Origin of the sequence: Shewanella sp. GD03713, from assembly GCF_029843705.1 — a bacterium.
GTDB lineage: Bacteria > Pseudomonadota > Gammaproteobacteria > Enterobacterales > Shewanellaceae > Shewanella.
Window position 1 is genome coordinate 3,881,865 of the sequence record NZ_JAOCIW010000001.1, and the last position, 19,729, is coordinate 3,901,593.

Sequence of the window (19,729 nt, forward strand, 5' to 3'; positions counted from 1 at the left end):
GATTAACAGTGGTCAAAGTGGGCGTTTTGCATACACAAGAGGTTGATCTGCGCGGCGGATAACAGTGCACAGTCTTGCACGTTGATTATCCTTGCGCCCTTAACGGCCTCAGGCGTTAAACGGACGATAGCCGCGCTGTAGGCATTGGTTCTGCCACAATCGAGCCAACAATCTTCAATCTGCAGCCAATAATGGGGGCGACTGTTGTCGCAATCGACTTCAAATCCACGGGCTTCACATTGCTGCAACGCACACTCGGATAGCAAGACTCGCAAATTATCCCAAGCCGATAAGTTCGCATTGGCGTATGTCGTCAGCAGGGTACTGACTAAGTTATCAGTCACTATTTCTCTCCAACCAGAAGGCTTTGGCCTCGGGGCCTGGCATCGCCTTGGCGTATAACCAGCCCTGCACATAACCCACACCCGCCGCTTTAACAAACTCTGCCTCTGTGGTGGTTTCAACCCCTTCGGCAATCAAACTAAAACCTAAGCTATTACAAAGCTTACAAATTTGCAGATACAAGGTCCGCCCTTTTGGCTCACTGGTATTGGCCAGAATACTGCGGTCGAGCTTAATACCATCCACATTGATCCGACTCAGCAGACTTAAGCTAGAAAACCCCGTACCGAAGTCATCTAAGAAGAAAGTAAAGCCATGCTGCTTAAGCTGACGCATGCTGCTATCGATGCGATTCAAATCCAACATAAAGGCCGATTCTAACATCTCAATTTCGACTCGGTTGGCAACACTGCCTAATCTTTCGTGCAGCGTCGCCAACAACTGGGGATCGGTAATATTGTTTGGGTCGATATTGATGCTCACTTTAGGGAAAAAGCCTTCTAATTCCCAGCGGGCCAGATCCTCTGCAACCGTATTAATCACAAAGCGGTCGATGATATGGGAATAACCTGCACGCTGAAAGGCATCAATAAAGTAAGGTCCCTTCAAGTTGCCATGTTCATCCTTCAACCGAATAAGCGCCTCAAATCCCACCACATGGTCACTGCTGAGGGCAATTTTAGGCTGATAATGCAGCTGTAACTCCCCTGCCAAGACTTCCTTAATGGTCTTCTCGAGGTTTAATTCAGCTTTTAGTGATTCGGACTGCTGCTGTGAGTAATGCTGCTCACTCATGCGGTCGATATCCGCTTGAAACTGCACGCGTTTGATTAACTCACTATCAAACTCATAGTGCTCAGACATCAAGGAGAAACGCCTTACAAAGGGAAGATAAACCAATACTCCAAGTCCGATTAATAACACTTGGAACAACACCGCGCTGATATGGCCGCTGGCAATGTAAGCGTTGAGCAGTGGCGGCGTGATCCAAGGAAAGCTGTGCCCCTCAAAGCTTAAGATCCCAACATTTATGGCACTGTAAGCTAGGATAAAATTAATCAGTGGCGACAGAATAAACGGCACTAATAAACGTGGGTTAAAGATAATGGGGAGGCCGTAAATCAGGATCTCATTGATGTTAAAAATCGCAAAGGGCGTGGCAATTTTAGCAATATGCCGAGTGGCGCTGTCTTTAGCACCAATAAAGATGGCAATGATCAAGGATAGCGTTGCACCACTGCCACCATAGAGAATAAACAAGTCCATAAACTGGCTCGCAGTCAGGTGCGGCACCAATTCCACTAAGCCATTATCGACACCGATCAACAGCAGATAGGCATTATCGCCATGCACCCCAAAACACCAAAGCACATGAGTGATTAGGATCCGCATAAACAATTGCACCCCAAGACTCGCCTGCTGCAGTGCATCGATGAATGGGGCAAACAACCATTCTAAAAAGATAGAGGCTTCAGCAACAATGGCGAACAGGCCAATAAAACCAATCACTAATGGGAAGAATAAGTTTAAGTGTTGCTTTAAGTAACGGCTAAGCGCCTTAGCCTTAATAAACTTTAGCCCTTCCCACGCCGTCAAAAATCGTAATAAATAGGCCGAAATAATCGGTAAAACTGCAATGCGTGGGTCCGCTAAAATGGCGCGCACATAATCGAGATTAAATACATTCCCCGTATCTTGGGCATTAATAGCGAGCAAGAGACTCAGCGACAAAGAACACACCACAATCGCCGACAGCTGCAAATATTTAGCAAAATGGAAAGACAGGGAAATCAACGCCAGCAGCGGAAAAATCTTTAAAAGTTGTGCCGAAAAAAAACTGATCCCCTGATGAAATACAGAGCCCTGCCAAGTCGGCATGCCGATGTCGAGTAACGCAATAATCAGCGAGAGAAATGAATTAATTAAAATAAAAGGCAGTAACGCGATAAAGGACTCACGTATCGAGATAAGAAAGCTTCTATCGAGAAATTGGCGTAGCTCAAACTTCATAGCGCTATTTTTATAGATTGGTATGCACTAACCATAGTCGATACTCAGTATTCCTCATAACGATATGGGTTAAATACTGAGTTTCCAGGCAAGAACAAGCCTCATATTGCATGCCGATTAAGCTTGAGTCCGCGCCACCATCAAATAATAATCTCTTGCTGAAACCGTAAAAAAGTCAGCCACCTGCATTGCAGCCTTTTGGGTGTGGGCGGCAAAGGAACGCTCGTTTTCCTCCGCGATGAAGGTCACCGCATAGGCAAAATGAGGGGCAATTTGCTGATAAATCCCCTTCACTAAGGCCGCAAAAATCCCCTGACCTCGGTAATGTTGATCAATCCAAATCGGGCCATATTGACAACTGTTCTGCTGCGTTAATCTAGGGCCATCCCACTCAGCCTTAGTCAAGCGGTTGAGGAGTGTACGGTACATAGGCCAAGTGGTGAAAAACGCCCAGCGCCCGGCAATCACATAACCGATAATTCGCCCTTTATCTTCGGCCACTACCACCCAATGCCGAGTGACTAATTCGGTCAGCTCATTACGGCCGAATGCTTGCCCCTCCAAACCCATCGCCGAAGACGCCAATTCATCGTTGAGGAAAGTCCTTTCTAATACAACTAAGGAATCAATATCTTGCGTCGTAGCTGGACGTATATTCACTGTCATTATCTTCACTCAATTTGGTGAGCAATCTGGTTGGCGGCGCGCCAGTATACAGGAGTCACCAATCATCCCAATAATAGATGCACAAAAAATGGTGTTTTTTTAGCCCATTGATTTGCAAATTATCCTGTTGTTTTCCAAACTTAAGGCATATTTTTTGCCCATTAGGCGCCACCATGTTGCCCGAAACCATCAACCCCAATGTCAGTCTACTCGATAGCGATCACCAGCAAGTCAATCTCGGTCGCTGGATGCACCAATGTGAGTTGATTAAAAGCTACTACAGCGCCACCAGCGTGTTTGTGCTGCAAATGACTCAGTCTGGGTTTGAAGTGATAGTCAGTTCGGTGAGCGAAACCCCGCTGTTTACCTCAGGCACTTTGTTTGCGAGTGACTTCCCCCTGTTTGAACAACTTAAACATAGCCCTGCGGAAGGGGATTATCTTAATCTCGGCCGTTTTATGCTCGATGAATTGCCACGGGATTTTGATGGTATTCAACACATTCTCTCCCGCCCTATCGCTTGGCCCGACGGCAGCCAATTTGGCTCGCTGTGCGTGTTAAATCCCCATATGGTCGAGCCCGCGAGCAACAGCGCCATGCTGGAGCCCTTCCAAATTCTGCTGCAGCAGGAATTGTCTCTGCTATGTCAAAACCATCGAATCGAATCGCTGTCGATGCGCGATCAAGAAACCGGCATGCTCAACCATTATGGCTTTATGATGATGGCGCCAAGACAGCTCAATCTCGGCCGCCGTTTTGGCGCCCATGCGGGAATTCTTTTTTTCGAGTTGATTGAGGCAAACACGCCAGAAAACAGCTTAGAAGAGAAACACCACAGGCTGCTGGGCAATTTAGTCCAAGATACCATTCGCATCGCCGATGTGGCCGCCCATTTCAGCGCAACCCAGTTTGTGGTGTTAGCCTTTGTCGATAGTGAGCGCGATATATTGCACATTATGAAGCGGGTCGAAAAACAATTAGAGCAGCAAAATCACCATCTCAAGCTCGATGCCAGTTACAGCTTTTTTACCCCCGAATCGACGGCCAAGTTAGCGCCCATGATGGAGGACGCGCGCAGCAAACTCAAATCCATGCAGCCAGAGCCTGAAGCAAGCCAAGCAAATCAAGCGCCCAAATTCGATGCCGAGCAGTATGATAATCCCGCCGCCGACTCGGCCGAGCTCTAGCTTTTACGCGGGATTAATCTTTAGGAAGCTCATCCTGACGCTTCGCCCATTGGATAAACAGCACCACGGGATAGGGTGACATCAATACGAGTCCTAAACCAATGAGGCTTGAGATCAGTAACATACCGCTGATTTCTAGACTCCATTGGGTCAACATATAGATCCCAAGTCCACAAACTAACATCAAAACACCCAACCAATGTAAAAACTTCAATAAATTCATAGTGCTTTTAATGGTATCTGTCATATAAACCTCTTTTTATCTCCCGCTAAACTTGTACACTATGGCCATGAATACGGAAAAAGGAACTGAGACAATGTTAAAACAAACATTTCTATTAAGCGCATTACTTTTTGGTTTAACCGCATGTCAGAGCACTGACGTTGCCAATCAGGACACAGTGCCATTACAGGGAAGCTGGCATATTGAAGCCGTTCAAGGGCAACCCACAGTGGATTACAGCCCTGCGCAAATCACCTTCGCTGATGAAGGTAAACTCTCTGGCAATAACAGCTGCAACAACTTCTTTGGCCAATATAGCCAGCAGGGACAGGCGCTAAAAATCATTCCTGGCGGGAGCACGATGAAGGCCTGCGTCGATGCGCTGATGCAGCAGGAGCATAAAGTGATGCAAGCCCTGCCGTTGGTCGCTAAGGCCAAGTTAGTGCAAGGTCGTTTAACTCTGCTTAGCAGCGACGATAAGCCCGTCCTTGTCTTAAGCCAGCTTAAATAAGCTCGCTTCGATAATAAAAAACCGCCTAGTTGGCGGTTTTTTATTATTCGATGAATTAGCTTTTTGTCGCGGCGTTTTCACTCGCGGCATTTTGTTCGGCAATCATAGCGCTCTGCACCATGTCGGCATTGTAATGCTCAACATCGAGCTCATCTTCCGACTTAGCAATCACAGTCGTCGCCACTAAATCGCCAGAGACGTTTACCACGGTGCGCGCCATATCGAGAATACGGTCAATCCCCGCAATCAAGGCCACGCCTTCTAAGGGTAAGCCCACGGTCGAGAGCACTAAGGTCAACATCACTAGGCCTGCACCCGGCACACCCGCGGTGCCGATTGAGGCTAAGGTCGCGGTTAAAATAATCGTCAGATAGTCGACCCAAGTTAAATCGATACCAAAGGCCTGCGCCACAAACAGCGCGGTCACGCCTTGGTATAAAGCCGTACCATCCATATTGACGGTGTTTTTCAAGATAGTTGTCACTCTTTGTTTAAATATTAAGCTGCATTTATTACGCCTTCTTCTGGTGCCTTATCTGGGTTGAGTGTTACAGCGCCAACCGCTTCACAATTTCTGATCTCTGTAGACCAACGCATCGGTTTTCTTTCCTTCGCCGCCTCAAGCACTTTCTTGCGCTTCGCTAAAATAGCGCCATCTTGCAGTGCATGACGTTGCCCTGGTGAGACAAAATTTAGCTGGCTGTGTTTATGCTCATCGTTGTACCAGGTTACAAACTTTTCCACCCATTCTCTTGCTGTTGCTAAGCAGCTAAAACCGTTCTACTATTTGTACCTGTTTGAAGATATTTACAGTAGAAAAATAGTGGGTTACGAAGTTCATGAGCAAGAAAGTGGGGAATATGCCGCTGCGCTAATCCAACGCTGTCTGTTACGCGAGCAATGCTTTAACACGCCATTAGTGCTGCATTCTGATAATGGGGCGCCGATGAAGTCACTGACCATGAAAGCCAAGCTGGAAGAGCTTGGTATTACGGCATCATTAAGTCGGCCGCGGGTGAGTAATGACAACCCCTTTTCAGAGTCGTTATTTAAAACGTTGAAATACCGCCCACAGTGGCCGGCATCAGGTTTTAGCTGCTTAGCAACAGCAAGAGAATGGGTGGAAAAGTTTGTAACCTGGTACAACGATGAGCATAAACACAGCCAGCTAAATTTTGTCTCACCAGGGCAACGTCATGCACTGCAAGATGGCGCTATTTTAGCGAAGCGCAAGAAAGTGCTTGAGGCGGCGAAGGAAAGAAAACCGATGCGTTGGTCTACAGAGATCAGAAATTGTGAAGCGGTTGGCGCTGTAACACTCAACCCAGATAAGGCACCAGAAGAAGGCGTAATAAATGCAGCTTAATATTTAAACAAAGAGTGACAACTATCTTGAAAAACACCGCCTGATGCCGGCCACTGTGGGCGGTATTTCAACGTTTTAAATAACGACTCTGAAAAGGGGTTGTCATTACTCACCCGCGGCCGACTTAATGATGCCGTAATACCAAGCTCTTCCAGCTTGGCTTTCATGGTCAGTGACTTCATCGGCGCCCCATTATCAGAATGCAGCACTAATGGCGTGTTAAAGCATTGCTCGCGTAACAGACAGCGTTGGATTAGCGCAGCGGCATATTCCCCACTTTCTTGCTCATGAACTTCGTAACCCACTATTTTTCTACTGTAAATATCTTCAAACAGGTACAAATAGTAGAACTGGCCTTTGACGATTGAGGCTAAATAAGTGATGTCCCATGACCACACTTGATTCGGCCCATCTGCCCGATAACTCAACGGTTTGCTTCGATTGACCGCAGCCTGAGTGCGGCCACGATGGTTAAGTTGACCATGAGCATTTAACACTCTGTAGAAGCTGGATTCCGAGGCGATATAAATCCCGTTATCTAATAATGTTGGCACAATTTGCGACGGGGGTAAGCTGGCGTACTCCGCTTGATTGCACACACTTAATATCTGTTGTCGCTCATGTTCTTCGAGTTTATTTGCTGGCTCTGGTCGAGCTGCTGTTGGCCTTAAATCAGCTTGCACTTGACCTTCTCGATACCAACGTCGATAGGTACGCTTACTGAGGCCCGTTTCAGCACAAGCCTTATAAAGGCGAGCACCATTGGTATAGGCCTCTTGGATTAAGGCAATCAATGCTATGCGCTCAGGCAAGGGGGTTAGCTCTCCTCGCTGTCGTCCCCCCAGAGCGCATTGAGCTTTTTTCTGAGCACCAGTAACGCAGCAGCTTCAGCCAGCCGGTGTTTTTCAAGATAGTTGTCACTCTTTGTTTAAATATTAAGCTGCATTTATTACGCCTTCTTCTGGTGCCTTATCTGGGTTGAGTGTTACAGCGCCAACCGCTTCACAATTTCTGATCTCTGTAGACCAACGCATCGGTTTTCTTTCCTTCGCCGCCTCAAGCACTTTCTTGCGCTTCGCTAAAATAGCGCCATCTTGCAGTGCATGACGTTGCCCTGGTGAGACAAAATTTAGCTGGCTGTGTTTATGCTCATCGTTGTACCAGGTTACAAACTTTTCCACCCATTCTCTTGCTGTTGCTAAGCAGCTAAAACCTGATGCCGGCCACTGTGGGCGGTATTTCAACGTTTTAAATAACGACTCTGAAAAGGGGTTGTCATTACTCACCCGCGGCCGACTTAATGATGCCGTAATACCAAGCTCTTCCAGCTTGGCTTTCATGGTCAGTGACTTCATCGGCGCCCCATTATCAGAATGCAGCACTAATGGCGTGTTAAAGCATTGCTCGCGTAACAGACAGCGTTGGATTAGCGCAGCGGCATATTCCCCACTTTCTTGCTCATGAACTTCGTAACCCACTATTTTTCTACTGTAAATATCTTCAAACAGGTACAAATAGTAGAACTGGCCTTTGACGATTGAGGCTAAATAAGTGATGTCCCATGACCACACTTGATTCGGCCCATCTGCCCGATAACTCAACGGTTTGCTTCGATTGACCGCAGCCTGAGTGCGGCCACGATGGTTAAGTTGACCATGAGCATTTAACACTCTGTAGAAGCTGGATTCCGAGGCGATATAAATCCCGTTATCTAATAATGTTGGCACAATTTGCGACGGGGGTAAGCTGGCGTACTCCGCTTGATTGCACACACTTAATATCTGTTGTCGCTCATGTTCTTCGAGTTTATTTGCTGGCTCTGGTCGAGCTGCTGTTGGCCTTAAATCAGCTTGCACTTGACCTTCTCGATACCAACGTCGATAGGTACGCTTACTGAGGCCCGTTTCAGCACAAGCCTTATAAAGGCGAGCACCATTGGTATAGGCCTCTTGGATTAAGGCAATCAATGCTATGCGCTCAGGCAAGGGGGTTAGCTCTCCTCGCTGTCGTCCCCCCAGAGCGCATTGAGCTTTTTTCTGAGCACCAGTAACGCAGCAGCTTCAGCCAGCGCTTTCTCCTTATAGCGCAATTCCCGTTGCAGCGATTTGATTTCGGCTTTGTCAGCCTTAGCCTGCTGTTTAATGGTTTTAGTTTGTACTTCTGAGGTTTGAAAACCAGCTAAACAATCCTGTTTCCACTGCTGTACTTGCTCGCGGAACAAGCCCTTTTCACGGCAATACTGGTTTATCTCCGCTTCCGACAGCGGCGCTGTTTCAATAATCACGGCAAGTTTTGCTTCAGCCGACCAATCATCGGCTGTTAATGTTTTACCTGGCACGGGGCGACCTTCTTTTCTGGCAATATCTCGCCAATGATACAAGGTTTGCACCGCGATGCCTTCTTCCCGAGCGACCTCTGCGACCGTTAAGTTGTGAGGAGGTAATAATTTTTTAAGGATCGCTTCTTTACGTTCTGGTGAATACCGAGCCATATCGTTCTCTTTTGCCGCACCCTGTCTTTAAACATAATGATTATTTAGGGGTGACAACAATCCTGACACAGGGGGTTGATGGTGGTCCCTAAGGGCAGCACAAAGCTAGAGATCTTCTTATTTACCCCGAGATATTCGCTCGCACATTTCATGCTTGCGGGTAAGGTACCCGCCGAACTCGAAGTGGTAAATGCCACCGCCATCGCATTGCTGATCCCCTTGAAAAAATGCAGTGGATTTAGCTTGGCAAATAGGCGCAGCACTATGCTGTAGAAGCCTAACACGTGGATAATACAGCCAATATATACGGCAATAATCACTTTAATCAGCGGCCACAGCATATCGATGCCATACTCGCCCGCGACCCATGCCATCAGACCAAATACCCCATAAGGAGCAAGCTTCATCACCATGTCGGTGAGTTTGTACATGGCCTCGGCAAGGCTTTCAAATACCTTGATCGCAGGCTTACCATGGTCGCCAATCAAGACCAAGGCAATCCCAAGCGCCACAGCGAATACAATGACTTGCAGGATTTGGCCACTCGCCAAGGCGGCGACGGGGTTAGTGGGGACTATATCAATCAGGGTTTGCATCACCGAAGGCACTTCTTTCGCCGTTTGCACCGCTTCGTGTTGCAGTAAAGGCACGCCTGCACCGGGTTGCACCACATAGCCCACGGCTAAACCTAGGCTGATCGCAATCGCGGTGGTGCACAGGTAAAACGCAAAGGATTTAAACCCAATTCGGCCCATTTTGGCGGTGTCTTCCATCGAGGTCACACCGACAATCAATGAACAAAACACTAAAGGCACGATCAGCATCTTGATGGTATTCACAAACAGGGTGCCAATAGGTTTCAGGTAAGAAGCCTGCTCACCTAAGCTGACGCCCACCGCAATCCCTAACACCATACCAACGAAAATTTGCAGCCACAGGGGCACTGACATCCAGGAAGACCAGATCCGGCCTAGGGCTGATGACCTTTGTTTTGACATGTTTATAACCTTGAGTTTGAAATGATGATAGGGCTGAGCCTTATCCTTGGCGGGACTAACTTAACTTAGCCAGCCGCCGAGTCTAACATAAGGGATAAAATTCTAAGGATGATCTATATCACGTTGATGCCAACCGCTGCAAAATCCAGCGAAGGCAAAGCCTAGGCCTCAAATTGCACCGAATTGACTGAGGCGGCAAAACGTTGGCGATAAAGGGATGCGGGCGGCTGCTCGCACTCGATAAGGTAGCTCCAATAGTCATCGTCAAAACCGCTGAAGAGTGACTGATTATCCCCCTGCGATTTGAGGATCAAATACCACCAAACCAGCCCCCATAACCCAAAAGTGATTAAGGTAAGTACAAAGTGCATCCCATGATTAATCTTAAGATCTTTTTGTACTTCATAGGCTTGTAAAAATTTGGGCTTAAAGCGACGAGTTGATTTTACGAATGCCATAATCGCACCACTCCCTTAGGGTGAAAACCTTATTCAAGCCTAGCAGATTAGACTTTAGTCGTACAAAAATTAGCCATGATTAACGCAGGATTTGAAACGCTGTTCACTCGTTCTTCTAAACGGTTCCGTGCTAAAGTGTGCCGCCGAATAAAAGCCGATGCTTAAGCGTCATCCCCATACACAAGAGCGGTAGAGGTACTAACCGCCGAGGAATTGTTATATGTTGATCCGTAAAGCCAAAGTGCAAGATCTCACCGCCCTAGTTCAATTTAATCTGGCAATGGCGCAGGAGACCGAAGGCCTCGCCCTAGACGAAACGACCCTGATTAAAGGCGTCAATACCCTACTGAATCACCCTGAGAAAGGCTTTTATCTGGTAGCCGAGATTGATGGCGACATTGTCGGTTCGCTGATGGTGACCTTCGAGTGGAGCGACTGGCGCGCCAAAGATTATTACTGGATCCAAAGCGTTTATATTCGTCCGCAAAATCGCCGTCAGGGGATTTATGGCAAGCTCTATGCTGAGGTGAAACAATTGGCCAAGGCCAATGGTGGCGCCGCGAGTTTCCGTCTCTATGTGGAGCAGGAAAATACCGCCGCTCAACAAACCTACCAAGCGCTAGGGATGAAGCAAAGTTACTATCTGATGTACGAAGAGAAGTAATAAAAAAAGGATCGGGCATCACCCGATCCTTTCGTTTCAAACCGCTTTTAATTCCAAGCTTAGCTTAACAAACCAAACAGAATAGCGGTCATCGCCAGTAGGCCCGCAATAATCACAAACACGTTGCTGATGCGGTTACGGTAAGCCTTCAGCGCCGGTACTTTGTACACTGCATACATTGGCATTAAGTACAAAATTGCCGCAATAATCGGGCCGCCCAGCGCCTCAATCATCCCCAAAATACTTGGGTTTTTAATCGCAACGGCCCAAATCGTGGCAAACATAAACACTAAGATAAACTTGTTCAGCTTGTTCTCACTGATTTGTTTGTTACTTGAGCGCAGCTGCTTAACGATAATACCCTTCATGCCCTCAGTCGCGCCCATGTAATGGCCAAAGAAAGAAGACACAATCGCCACAAATGCGATGAAAGGCCCGAAATAGCTGACAAAACCACTGTCATGCACGTTCGCAAGGTAAGATAAAATCGGCAGGTTCTTCGCCTTCGCTTCGGCCAACTGTTCTGGCGACAGCGACAAGACGCAGGAGAACACGAATAACATCACAAAGCCAACTAACATCATCGAGGTATTACGCAGGATCACATCGGCCTTACGGGCCGCATTCGCCCCATGGTCACGCTTAAGGGAAACCGAAAATTGCGAAATCGCCGGAGAATGGTTGAAGGCAAACACCAATACAGGAATGGTTAGCCATACAGTGCCTAAAAAGGCGCCGGTGTCTGGCACGACTTGCAGTGCATCCATTTTCCATTCAGGGATCAGATAGATGGACATAAAGGCCAAAATGCCCACCAGCGGATAGACCAGCAGCTGAGTCACCTTCAGCATAAATTGCTCACCAGCAACCATCACGGCCATCATGCCGAAAATCAACACGCCTGACAGCAGGAAACGTGGTGGTGAGGCCATGCCCAACTGGTTGACGATAAAGCTGTCGACAGTGTTAGTGATCCCCACACCGTAGATCAACACAATGGGATAAATCGCTAAGAAATACAGCAGCGTAATCGCCTTGCCCGCGCCAATCCCAAAGTGTTCTTCAACGACTTGGGTAATGTCACTGCCGGGAATACTCGATGAACATACGAAGCGTGACAGGCCGCGGTGGGCTAGATAGGTCATTGGGCCGATGATGATGGCCATCAAGACTAAGGGCCAAAAACCGCCCATGCCCGCATTGATAGGAAGAAATAGAATGCCCGCCCCCACAGCGGTGCCGAATAAACTTAGCATCCAAGTGGTGTCTTGGCGCGTCCATGGTAAGTGTCTTGTTGTGCTTTCTTGCGTGCTTTGAGGTGTTTCGAGAACACTGATCGCATCTTTTTGCATATTAAAATTACCTTACGGTGATATCGCATAAAAAATTCGGCGTAAGGATAGCGAAAAAGCTTAAGCAAAAGTTGATCTAACACCATTTTAAGTAATGAAATTTCAAATAAAACTGGGTTTGCGATCTAGATCCATGAATTTACGTAATAAATTTTCAATAGTGCAGCAAAAAGATCACACAATAACACCAATAACGAACAGTTAATTCACCCCTGCACCTAAGCGTTGACACGGCCAGTTTGTCGATAAAAACCACAAAACCGCATTAAGTCGCAAAAATGCATTAAATGCGACTAGCTTCAATTAAGCCCTATAAAAGCTTGATCGAGATCACTGTGCAAATTGTTAAATTTTTACATTTTGAAACAACGAGCGCTGCGCCAGAGAAAGCCCATAAAAAAGGCCCACCTAAGTGGGCCTATCGATTAACGACAACTCAGCCATTACTGGGCTTTTTGCAGTGTCAGCTCTGTAGTCGAAATCACCGCAGGGGCAATATCGGCTTCCTTAAACAGTAAAGGACGGAAAGTCTTACTGCTGGAATACAGATTGCTTTGGTCGGTAAAGGAAGGTGACAGTATATTGCTCGACTCCGAATAGGTGAGTATGCCACGCGCGACAGGGCCTTCATCGGTAAAGCTTACCGCCATCATCCAGCTTGAGCCGTAACGCACTTGGTAACCCTTGGCCGTCATGCCTGAGGCCATCGCCTTACCCGTGACAACGTCCATCAAAGGCGCGTACTTATGCTGCGGGATCAGAGTGTCATCTCCCGATAAGCTCGTCGAAAATACGTTGAATCCACCTTCCGCGTTATGGCTGCCCGGCCAAGGTAAACGCGCGCCGCTGGCAGTGCCATCGGGGAGTGACTTCTCGACAAACTGCACATCACCTAACGGTGCATCTAAGGCAAAACCTGCGGCTTCAAGATTCAAGGCCGCATGGGCAAGCGCCACTAATGCGCTACCGTCGGTGGTAAGCGTGTTAGGCGTGGTCGCCGCATTCGCGGGGTCGAATCCCTTGGTCAGCATGGTTTTTTGGCTGAACTGATGGGCAAACTCACGCAATAAAGCGCCGCCTTTACTGTCGTTATCTTGCTTACCGTTCCAGGCTTTGAGCGCTGCACAAGCCGAGGTGAGATCCTTAGATAAACTCGCAGATACCACCACAGGCGTACTGCCCTGCGCCTCACATTGGGCAATCAAATCCGGCAATACCAACTCAGCTAAATAACTGCGATTCGACAATACCGCGGCTTCTAACTCTTCCAGATTAAACTTACCATCGCTGCCCGCCGCATCCTGCATTAGGGTTAAGCCCATACGAGTACGCAGCGATAATTGCCCTGCTTCTGGACCATACATAGGCGAGAAGTACGTCAGTGGCTCGTTTAAGTTGGTTGACCAGAAGGAGTCATTGGAGTTTTGCACAAAGTCGCTGCGCTCAAGCTTAGGCGCACGCTCATAAGGGGTTGGGCCATTAAAGCTAAATAATGAGGTATTCCCCGGCAGAATAGTAAAGCCCGCCTGCTGCTTGGCCGCCTTAATATCGGGCGAAGTCTTGAGCACCACCACGGCCGCCTCGGATAGACCGGGCACGGTCGAGTCGTCAATGTAGAAGGCGTTACCCTCTTTATCGGCATACATAGTGTTGTTGAAAATCACCCCATCGTAGTCTTTAAAGGCTTGTTGGAATTCGTCTTTATTGGTCGCTAAGTTCATGGCAAGCCAGTGATCGACCGGATCCATAGTTGCCATGTTGGCATCTTGGATCATAAAGGCACTGCCATCGTCCCAACCAAAAGGTGCGAGCGAAGGTGGCGCCTCGACCATAGGGCCTTTTGCGGTGGTGTAAATATCCTTTTCAGCCACTAACATGCCAGCGGGGCCTGCGTTCACTAGGATAGACACAGTCTCTTTATTGATCGGCATCGGCTGCCCATCAAACAGGTATTGCAATCTGTCGCCCGAGACCAACTCGAGGTTGTACATCACAAAATGCTCAGCGGTAGAGAAGGTATGAGTCCAAGCTAAGTCTTTGTTAAACCCGATGTTGATAGGGCCAGGCATGCCCACCAGCGAGCCGCCCATCATATCCAATTGGCCAGGGATGGTAATGTGCGATTGCCAGAAGCGCAGGTTGCCCGTGTGTGGGAAATGCGGATTGCCAAGCACCATGCCGCGACCATTTTCGGTCTTATCTTTACCTAAACCCCAACCGTTAGAGCCTAAATCCCGTGGATTGGTCTCGGGTGTGGTAATGCGCGCCGCACGGGCAAGCAACTTAGACTGCATATCGCTGACAAACGCTGTTTGTTCTTGGCTTGGTGCAGGTCCGACGATGCGTGGCATGTACTCCTGCCCATCCCCTGGGTTGGCGTAGAAAATCAAATCGAGGAAGTTAGCCGCGCCGGGTAATAGTGCGATGGAAAACAGATAAGTGACCACATCCTCTGGCACTATGGGCTTTACCCACGGCTGACCGCCACAGAAAGGTTCGGCGGTTTGTTTGCCCGCCTCAACATCGGCAAGGTATTGGTTATAACCCGCGGTAAAACCTTGGATTAATGCACGGGAGCGCTCGCTAAACTGCGGCCATTTGGCCTCGGCTTGCTCACGAATTTTTAAGGCTTTATAGGCAAAGTCGGAGATTAAGTTGCCATTGTCTTCTGAGGTGGGCTGCCCTGTGGTGAAATCAATCGACGCATGGGGGCCAAAGTACATAGAGCGTTGGGAGTTGGCCTTAATAAAACCATCGGCGAGCACGCAGAGGTTGTCCTGAGCCTGCGCGTAACCGCTACCAAAACCTAAGCTTTCTAAGTTATCGGCTTTGATATGGGGCACACCGTAGGTAGTTCGACGAATATTGGCTTTGAGTAAGCCGTTGGGGGCAAAGGTTTGTAGCTGAGTTTCAGGTTCGGTAGGTGGAGTGCTATCTTCGCTGTCGTTACAGCCTGTGAGCATAACGCCGCAGGCCATCCCCATCGCGATCATGAGTTTGTTGAATTTCATTATTATTATCTCTTAATTTTAGTTCCTTCAATGACATAGCTTTACTGCTTAAATCAGCTAATTGACTGAAGGAGCAATAGTCGTATGTCGCTTCCTGATGCACGACTCTGGCTATTTGCTCCCCATACATTCGCTTTTTACTGAGCCAAGGCGATGAATATGGCAAAATAGAAAACCCAGAGGCGAGACACCTCCGACCATTTAAGCAATGATTCAAACGAGCGTCCACATTAAAAATCAAAATAAATAACTTATATGCAACAAAACATTATCAAAGTAATCGTCGGTTCGAAAAACCCCGTCAAAATAAACGCAGCGGCCAATGCCATGGCGCTGCTCTTCCCTGAATATGAGATCCAAACTCAAGGTATGGATGCGCCCTCGGGCGTCCCCGCGCAGCCCATGACAGATAGCGACACCCGCCAAGGGGCTATCAACCGTGTCCACTATTGCCAGCAACAAGTGGAAGCGGATTATTACTTTGCGATGGAAGGCGGCGTCGATTGTTTCGAGTTTGGTCCTGCGACCTTCGCCTATATTGCGATTGCCCACCAAGTCCGTTTAAGCATTGGCCGTGGCGCCTTGTTGCCGCTACCTATGCAGGTTTATCAGGCACTCGAGGCGGGTGAAGAATTGGGTCATGTGATGGATAGACTGTTTAATACGGTTAACATCAAACAAAAAGGCGGCGCGATAGGCCAACTCACCCACGGTCACGCCACCCGTGAGAGCAATTACACCCAAGCGATCATCCTCGCCATGGCGCCGTTTTTAAATCCTGAGTTGTACCCTTAAATTTTGTTAATGAAATATTGCAAAGCCGAGCAAAGCCCGCTAATTTCGTTGTAACTTGCAACTAAATGATTCGAACTGAGCCACTGCCAGCCCACACTAGTGCTTGCATGGCTCAACTTTGGTTAACCCTGATGGCATTCAATCCGACTATGGCAAATGATCCCGGCTCATCTAGCCAACTGAGACACCTTTCCCGCTATATGGTCAGACACTTAGGCATGCTCAATGCGGCCTTTGGCGATTTACCTCTGTCCCCAGTACAGGCCCACGCCTTGTTTGAGATAGGCAATCAACCGCAAACCATTAAGGAACTCGCCTGCAAACTGAGCATAGATAAATCCAATGCTAGCCGTGCAATCAAACACTTAGTCGATAAAAACCTCGCCCAGAGCCAAATGCATCCGCGGGATAATCGCTGCCTCGTCGTTCAACTGACTCCAGCGGGTAAAAAGCTGCTCGCAAAATTAGATAGCCAGCAAAATCAACTCTTTCAAGAAATCTTGGCTCAGCTGACCCCTGAGCAAATTCAACAAATCGAGCAAGCTCTTATGCAATACAACCAAGCCATACATAAAGCCAAACAACAATCGGGTTATCTTATCCGTGAAGCGACCGCCGCCGATGATGCTGCCATTGCCCAAGTGATCCGCGTGGTTTCCGCCGAATACGGCTTAACAGCGGATAAAGGCTATAGCGTGGCCGACCCAACCTTAGATTGTTTAAGCCAAATCTATTCGCAGCCGGGCGCCCAATACTGGGTGATAGAACATGAAGGCCAAGTGGTTGGCGGCGCAGGCATAGCGCCACTGGCTAACAATGAAGGAATTTGTGAGCTGCAAAAAATGTACTTTATGCCCGAGATCCGCGGTAAAGGCTTAGCTAAGCGTTTAGCGCTGCAGGCCCTAGATTTCGCCCGTGAAGCGGGTTATCAGAGCTGCTATCTCGAAACCACCGCATTACTCAAAGAAGCCCTAAAGCTCTACGAACACTTAGGGTTTAACTACTTAAGTGCCCCACTTGGTAATACTGGCCACGATGCCTGTGAAATCCCAATGCTATTACCACTGCACTCTGAGCTAAATGAATAGCGTTATGCCAATCTTTGCAGCAGTTAAGGCGCGCTAAGCCCCCTTTTTGGGTAATACAAAGCGACCCATCCAACGAAAGCATCCAGAATAAAGCTCCACTTAACAACAAATCGTGGAGCCATATTCTTTCGAGGTCGTTGGCGGTTACATCAGAGCCTGCAAAGCGTTGGCGTTACTCCCGCCAACTTAACGGCTATGAAGTCGACACAGTGACAAACTTAAACCTTATGCAGAGATAATGTAGTCAGCAGCAACTGACTACGAATGATTTGACGTATCTGGTTATGCAGTTCAAATACCCGGTTACGGTCGTTAAGGTTTAAGGAGAGATTTTCCAGCATAACCAAGTCCAAATTAAATTCGGGATAATGCAGCGTCATCGACATATAACCCGAAACATAACCCGTATGGCTATATTCGACTAAGTCATTGTCATTATTGATCCTTATCCCATAACCATAGCGCATATTCGGCCACAAAAATGGCAACTCGATATACGCAGTAGTCATCCGCAGATAACTCTCAGGGCTTAACAACTTGCCAGCATGTAATTGCTGCTGAAAGGCGGCATAAGCAGCCGTTGAGGCAATTAATCCCCCTGCGGGCAATAACGCTTCATCAATCACCAGCTCAGAAGGCGCAATCAATTCGCTTTCCTGCAATCCCACCGCTAAGCTAGGCACTTTGGCATGAATCGCCTCAAGGCTGCCAAGCTCAGCACTTAGGCCATTGAGTTGGTACCGCGCAGCAAATTGCGCCACCTGCTCGGTAAAGGATTGATGATTCACCTTCTCAAGCACTTGCCCAAGCAATGAATAACCCAAATTAGAGTATTCAAATTGGCTACCCGGCTCGAAGCGATTGGCCTGTCCAATGCTGGCAACACCCGATGTATGGTTCAGCAGTTGGTGCAAAGTAATGCGCTCATCATAACGGTTGGGATTCAAATCCCCCGCATTGGCGCCCGCATCAATGGCTTTTAGCGCCTTAGATTCCGCCTCAAGATCGCCAAAAAGGTAATGATTTAGCGTTTGATTTAAATCGAGTTTTCCCGCATCAAGTGCCTGCAATACTAGCGTTGCGGTAATTTGTTTCGAGAGCGATGCCATTACAAAACGCGAATCTTGATTGATACCTTCGCCCTTTTGTAATTCAAGCAGTGGTTTCCCCTCTTCAAGCAGAATAACGCTACCACTAAATGGCTGCGGCGAATCCATTATCGCCGTTTGGATTAAGCTCTTAATCTCCCCAAGCTTAGATGCTGAAGATGCAGTTTGGCTTTCAAGCTTAACTAACTGACCGCCTTGCGCGCTTTCTGACACAATCGCAGTTTCAAACGACTCACCAACACTATTGGCACTTGGGAGTAATAACAACCCCGATAGTAGGGAGCCGATAACACTCAAACGCATGGGTTATCCTTAACTTAATTAGCAAATACTGCCAGATTAGAAAGCGGCCAGCTTATCACAGTGGGAATGTTAAATGATGCCGCTTTGAGATTAGAAATGGCAGCCAACACTTAGTTTTTAAAAACAAAGTCAAAGTCGTTGGGCTTCACCTCACACCCAAACTACTGAAAGCTTTCGTTCTGTATGCTCGTCATACACAACAAACAGATTGATTCCTAACACCACTTTTGGAGAATTTAACAATGGGTGTCTCAATAAATTTCGCTGAATACCGCCCAAACACCATGGGACGAAGCACTTCATCTGAAATACATTATTTTTTAAGGAATTAGCTCTACTAATTGTCTTAGATACTGTCCCTGCAACTATTATGGTTCTTATTTAAGCCATTTTAACCCTACAAGTTGTAGACAAATCTAAAGTGCATTATGTTGTTGATTTAAAATGTATGGCTCGATTTATTTTATCAGTAGTGTTCAAGCAAGGAATATTAGAAGCATGAAAATTGATATTGTTTCATACGCGAGCATTATGGGTATTGAATTGGGAATGTCACCCGATGATGTTGAAAAGGTGTTAGGGGAGCCAACATTTTCAAGCATCAATCCCAACAATTATTTAGTGAATGAATATTTATTATCCAATAGGTTAGTTGTTGTGTGTTTCGACAAAATTGAATTTGGCTCAGCTATAGATGTACATGTAAATGTTTTTGATAGCGATATTTTTGTGGTCAATGATAGTGCTCCTATTTCATTTAAATTGTTAGCTAACACTCTTAGTCAGTTAGATAAGAAAAAGTATGTGTGGGACGATGAAATTCTTTTCTTAGAACTTGGAGTTATTCTGGGTCAATTTGACTATGAAGATGATGAATACCCTAAGTATGTTGATATATTCAACATCGGCTCACAGGATGATGCTATCGATAAAGGCATATTCAAGCCATCCATTATAGAACAACATAATACGCTTTAAATTTGCCTACAACCTTCCGAGGCTAAAATGATTTGAATCAAAATATCAAAGTAATTAGAGATCCATTATTAAATTTTACAACGAGAAGACAAATTTGAGGCATATTCAAGCTAGCAGGATACGCTGTGGTCAGCAGGATTAAGCACAAAAGGAGTTTATTGAGACACCCATTGGTAA

General features: G+C 47.3%; 15 protein-coding genes and 5 pseudogenes. 7 read left to right on the forward strand and 13 right to left on the reverse strand.

Translation table 11 applies throughout. The annotated features are described in order from the left end of the window. Window positions 1-2: 2 nt before the first annotated feature. The 3 genes from N5E87_RS17025 to N5E87_RS17035 form a co-directional block, all read right to left on the reverse strand. Window positions 3-344 carry a hypothetical protein gene (locus N5E87_RS17025; protein WP_279775478.1) on the reverse strand — a complete coding sequence of 114 codons (342 nt, stop codon included), beginning with the start codon at window positions 342-344 and terminating at the stop codon, window positions 3-5. After that, on the reverse strand, window positions 337-2,352 hold the full coding sequence (locus N5E87_RS17030; RefSeq protein ID WP_279775479.1) for an EAL domain-containing protein: 2,016 nt from the start codon (window positions 2,350-2,352) through the stop codon (window positions 337-339). The genes N5E87_RS17025 and N5E87_RS17030 overlap by 8 nt, the downstream gene beginning before the upstream one ends. A gap of 117 nt (window positions 2,353-2,469) precedes the next feature. Beyond that, window positions 2,470-3,018: a GNAT family N-acetyltransferase gene (locus tag N5E87_RS17035; protein ID WP_279775480.1), complete on the reverse strand. Its 549-nt coding sequence runs from the start codon at window positions 3,016-3,018 to the stop codon at window positions 2,470-2,472. A 173-nt stretch (window positions 3,019-3,191) separates the two neighbouring features. On the opposite strand from N5E87_RS17035, the gene N5E87_RS17040 reads away from it, so the two are divergent. Further along, the gene (locus N5E87_RS17040; protein ID WP_279775481.1) at window positions 3,192-4,205 is read left to right on the forward strand and encodes a GGDEF domain-containing protein; all 1,014 of its coding nucleotides are present in this window, start codon (window positions 3,192-3,194) and stop codon (window positions 4,203-4,205) included. Between the two features lie 13 nt (window positions 4,206-4,218). On the opposite strand, the gene N5E87_RS17045 is transcribed toward N5E87_RS17040, so the two are convergent. Then, a complete protein-coding gene (locus tag N5E87_RS17045; protein WP_086903750.1) occupies window positions 4,219-4,452 on the reverse strand; it encodes a hypothetical protein in 234 nt (77 codons plus the stop codon). 70 nt (window positions 4,453-4,522) lie between these two features. On the opposite strand from N5E87_RS17045, the gene N5E87_RS17050 reads away from it, so the two are divergent. Continuing rightward, on the forward strand, window positions 4,523-4,939 hold the full coding sequence (locus N5E87_RS17050; protein ID WP_011718162.1) for an META domain-containing protein: 417 nt from the start codon (window positions 4,523-4,525) through the stop codon (window positions 4,937-4,939). Window positions 4,940-4,994: 55 nt separating this feature from the next. Here N5E87_RS17050 and N5E87_RS17055 read toward each other — a convergent pair. Both N5E87_RS17055 and N5E87_RS17060 read right to left on the reverse strand, forming a co-directional pair. After that, a pseudogene (locus N5E87_RS17055) lies at window positions 4,995-5,402 on the reverse strand (cation:dicarboxylase symporter family transporter); the annotation flags it as partial. Window positions 5,403-5,437: 35 nt separating this feature from the next. Next, window positions 5,438-5,719, reverse strand: a pseudogene (locus tag N5E87_RS17060) (IS3 family transposase); the annotation flags it as partial. Here N5E87_RS17060 and N5E87_RS17065 point away from each other — a divergent pair. After that, a pseudogene (locus tag N5E87_RS17065) lies at window positions 5,718-6,305 on the forward strand (integrase core domain-containing protein); the annotation flags it as partial. The pseudogenes N5E87_RS17060 and N5E87_RS17065 sit on opposite strands and share 2 nt — an antisense overlap. A gap of 38 nt (window positions 6,306-6,343) precedes the next feature. Here the strand turns inward: N5E87_RS17065 and N5E87_RS17070 are convergent. From N5E87_RS17070 to N5E87_RS17085, 4 genes and pseudogenes are all read right to left on the reverse strand, one after another. Further along, window positions 6,344-7,200: pseudogene (locus N5E87_RS17070) on the reverse strand (IS3-like element ISSpu6 family transposase); the annotation flags it as partial. A 40-nt stretch (window positions 7,201-7,240) separates the two neighbouring features. Next, window positions 7,241-8,796, reverse strand: a protein-coding gene (locus N5E87_RS17075) for an IS3-like element ISSpu6 family transposase (RefSeq protein ID WP_086937296.1) whose coding sequence is annotated in 2 segments (ribosomal slippage) — window positions 7,241-8,334 and window positions 8,334-8,796 — 1,557 coding nt in all. Because the reading frame shifts where the segments join, the coding sequence is not laid out codon by codon here. A 74-nt stretch (window positions 8,797-8,870) separates the two neighbouring features. Beyond that, window positions 8,871-9,794 (reverse strand): annotated as a pseudogene (locus N5E87_RS17080) (dicarboxylate/amino acid:cation symporter); the annotation flags it as partial. 161 nt (window positions 9,795-9,955) lie between these two features. Then, window positions 9,956-10,252, reverse strand: coding sequence for a hypothetical protein (locus N5E87_RS17085; protein WP_279775482.1), 297 nt, complete (start codon window positions 10,250-10,252; stop codon window positions 9,956-9,958). A 220-nt stretch (window positions 10,253-10,472) separates the two neighbouring features. On the opposite strand from N5E87_RS17085, the gene N5E87_RS17090 reads away from it, so the two are divergent. Then, window positions 10,473-10,916 carry a GNAT family N-acetyltransferase gene (locus tag N5E87_RS17090; RefSeq protein ID WP_279775483.1) on the forward strand — a complete coding sequence of 148 codons (444 nt, stop codon included), beginning with the start codon at window positions 10,473-10,475 and terminating at the stop codon, window positions 10,914-10,916. A gap of 59 nt (window positions 10,917-10,975) precedes the next feature. Here the strand turns inward: N5E87_RS17090 and N5E87_RS17095 are convergent, their stop codons facing one another. Further along, on the reverse strand, window positions 10,976-12,268 hold the full coding sequence (locus N5E87_RS17095; protein WP_086903754.1) for a serine/threonine transporter: 1,293 nt from the start codon (window positions 12,266-12,268) through the stop codon (window positions 10,976-10,978). A gap of 443 nt (window positions 12,269-12,711) precedes the next feature. Continuing rightward, complete coding sequence (locus N5E87_RS17100) at window positions 12,712-15,279, reverse strand: acylase (protein ID WP_279775484.1); 2,568 nt, start codon at window positions 15,277-15,279, stop codon at window positions 12,712-12,714. 255 nt (window positions 15,280-15,534) lie between these two features. Here N5E87_RS17100 and yjjX point away from each other — a divergent pair, with 255 nt between their 5' ends. Both yjjX and N5E87_RS17110 read left to right on the forward strand, forming a co-directional pair. After that, window positions 15,535-16,074 (forward strand): inosine/xanthosine triphosphatase, encoded by a 540-nt coding sequence (gene yjjX / locus N5E87_RS17105; RefSeq protein WP_089067046.1) that lies wholly within the window; start codon window positions 15,535-15,537, stop codon window positions 16,072-16,074. Between the two features lie 107 nt (window positions 16,075-16,181). After that, entirely contained in the window at window positions 16,182-17,162 is a 981-nt protein-coding gene (locus tag N5E87_RS17110) for a bifunctional helix-turn-helix transcriptional regulator/GNAT family N-acetyltransferase (RefSeq protein ID WP_240520058.1), read from the forward strand. Window positions 17,163-17,380: 218 nt separating this feature from the next. Here the strand turns inward: N5E87_RS17110 and N5E87_RS17115 are convergent, their stop codons facing one another. After that, window positions 17,381-18,574 (reverse strand): serine hydrolase, encoded by a 1,194-nt coding sequence (locus N5E87_RS17115; protein ID WP_279775485.1) that lies wholly within the window; start codon window positions 18,572-18,574, stop codon window positions 17,381-17,383. 498 nt (window positions 18,575-19,072) lie between these two features. On the opposite strand from N5E87_RS17115, the gene N5E87_RS17120 reads away from it, so the two are divergent. Further along, the gene (locus N5E87_RS17120; protein WP_279775486.1) at window positions 19,073-19,552 is read left to right on the forward strand and encodes a hypothetical protein; all 480 of its coding nucleotides are present in this window, start codon (window positions 19,073-19,075) and stop codon (window positions 19,550-19,552) included. The last annotated feature ends 177 nt before the right edge of the window (window positions 19,553-19,729 follow it).

What these genes read in the sequence shown, in the direction of transcription:
- N5E87_RS17030 (WP_279775479.1), bottom strand. Translation starts at nt 2,352, where the DNA reads ATGAAGTTTGAGCTACGCCAATTTCTCGATAGAAGCTTTCTTATCTCG.
- N5E87_RS17035 (WP_279775480.1), bottom strand. Translation starts at nt 3,018, where the DNA reads ATGACAGTGAATATACGTCCAGCTACGACGCAAGATATTGATTCCTTA.
- N5E87_RS17040 (WP_279775481.1), top strand. Translation starts at nt 3,192, where the DNA reads ATGTTGCCCGAAACCATCAACCCCAATGTCAGTCTACTCGATAGCGAT.
- N5E87_RS17045 (WP_086903750.1), bottom strand. Translation starts at nt 4,452, where the DNA reads ATGACAGATACCATTAAAAGCACTATGAATTTATTGAAGTTTTTACAT.
- N5E87_RS17050 (WP_011718162.1), top strand. Translation starts at nt 4,523, where the DNA reads ATGTTAAAACAAACATTTCTATTAAGCGCATTACTTTTTGGTTTAACC.
- N5E87_RS17085 (WP_279775482.1), bottom strand. Translation starts at nt 10,252, where the DNA reads ATGGCATTCGTAAAATCAACTCGTCGCTTTAAGCCCAAATTTTTACAA.
- N5E87_RS17090 (WP_279775483.1), top strand. Translation starts at nt 10,473, where the DNA reads ATGTTGATCCGTAAAGCCAAAGTGCAAGATCTCACCGCCCTAGTTCAA.
- N5E87_RS17095 (WP_086903754.1), bottom strand. Translation starts at nt 12,268, where the DNA reads ATGCAAAAAGATGCGATCAGTGTTCTCGAAACACCTCAAAGCACGCAA.
- N5E87_RS17100 (WP_279775484.1), bottom strand. Translation starts at nt 15,279, where the DNA reads ATGAAATTCAACAAACTCATGATCGCGATGGGGATGGCCTGCGGCGTT.
- yjjX (WP_089067046.1), top strand. Translation starts at nt 15,535, where the DNA reads ATGCAACAAAACATTATCAAAGTAATCGTCGGTTCGAAAAACCCCGTC.
- N5E87_RS17110 (WP_240520058.1), top strand. Translation starts at nt 16,182, where the DNA reads ATGGCTCAACTTTGGTTAACCCTGATGGCATTCAATCCGACTATGGCA.
- N5E87_RS17115 (WP_279775485.1), bottom strand. Translation starts at nt 18,574, where the DNA reads ATGCGTTTGAGTGTTATCGGCTCCCTACTATCGGGGTTGTTATTACTC.
- N5E87_RS17120 (WP_279775486.1), top strand. Translation starts at nt 19,073, where the DNA reads ATGAAAATTGATATTGTTTCATACGCGAGCATTATGGGTATTGAATTG.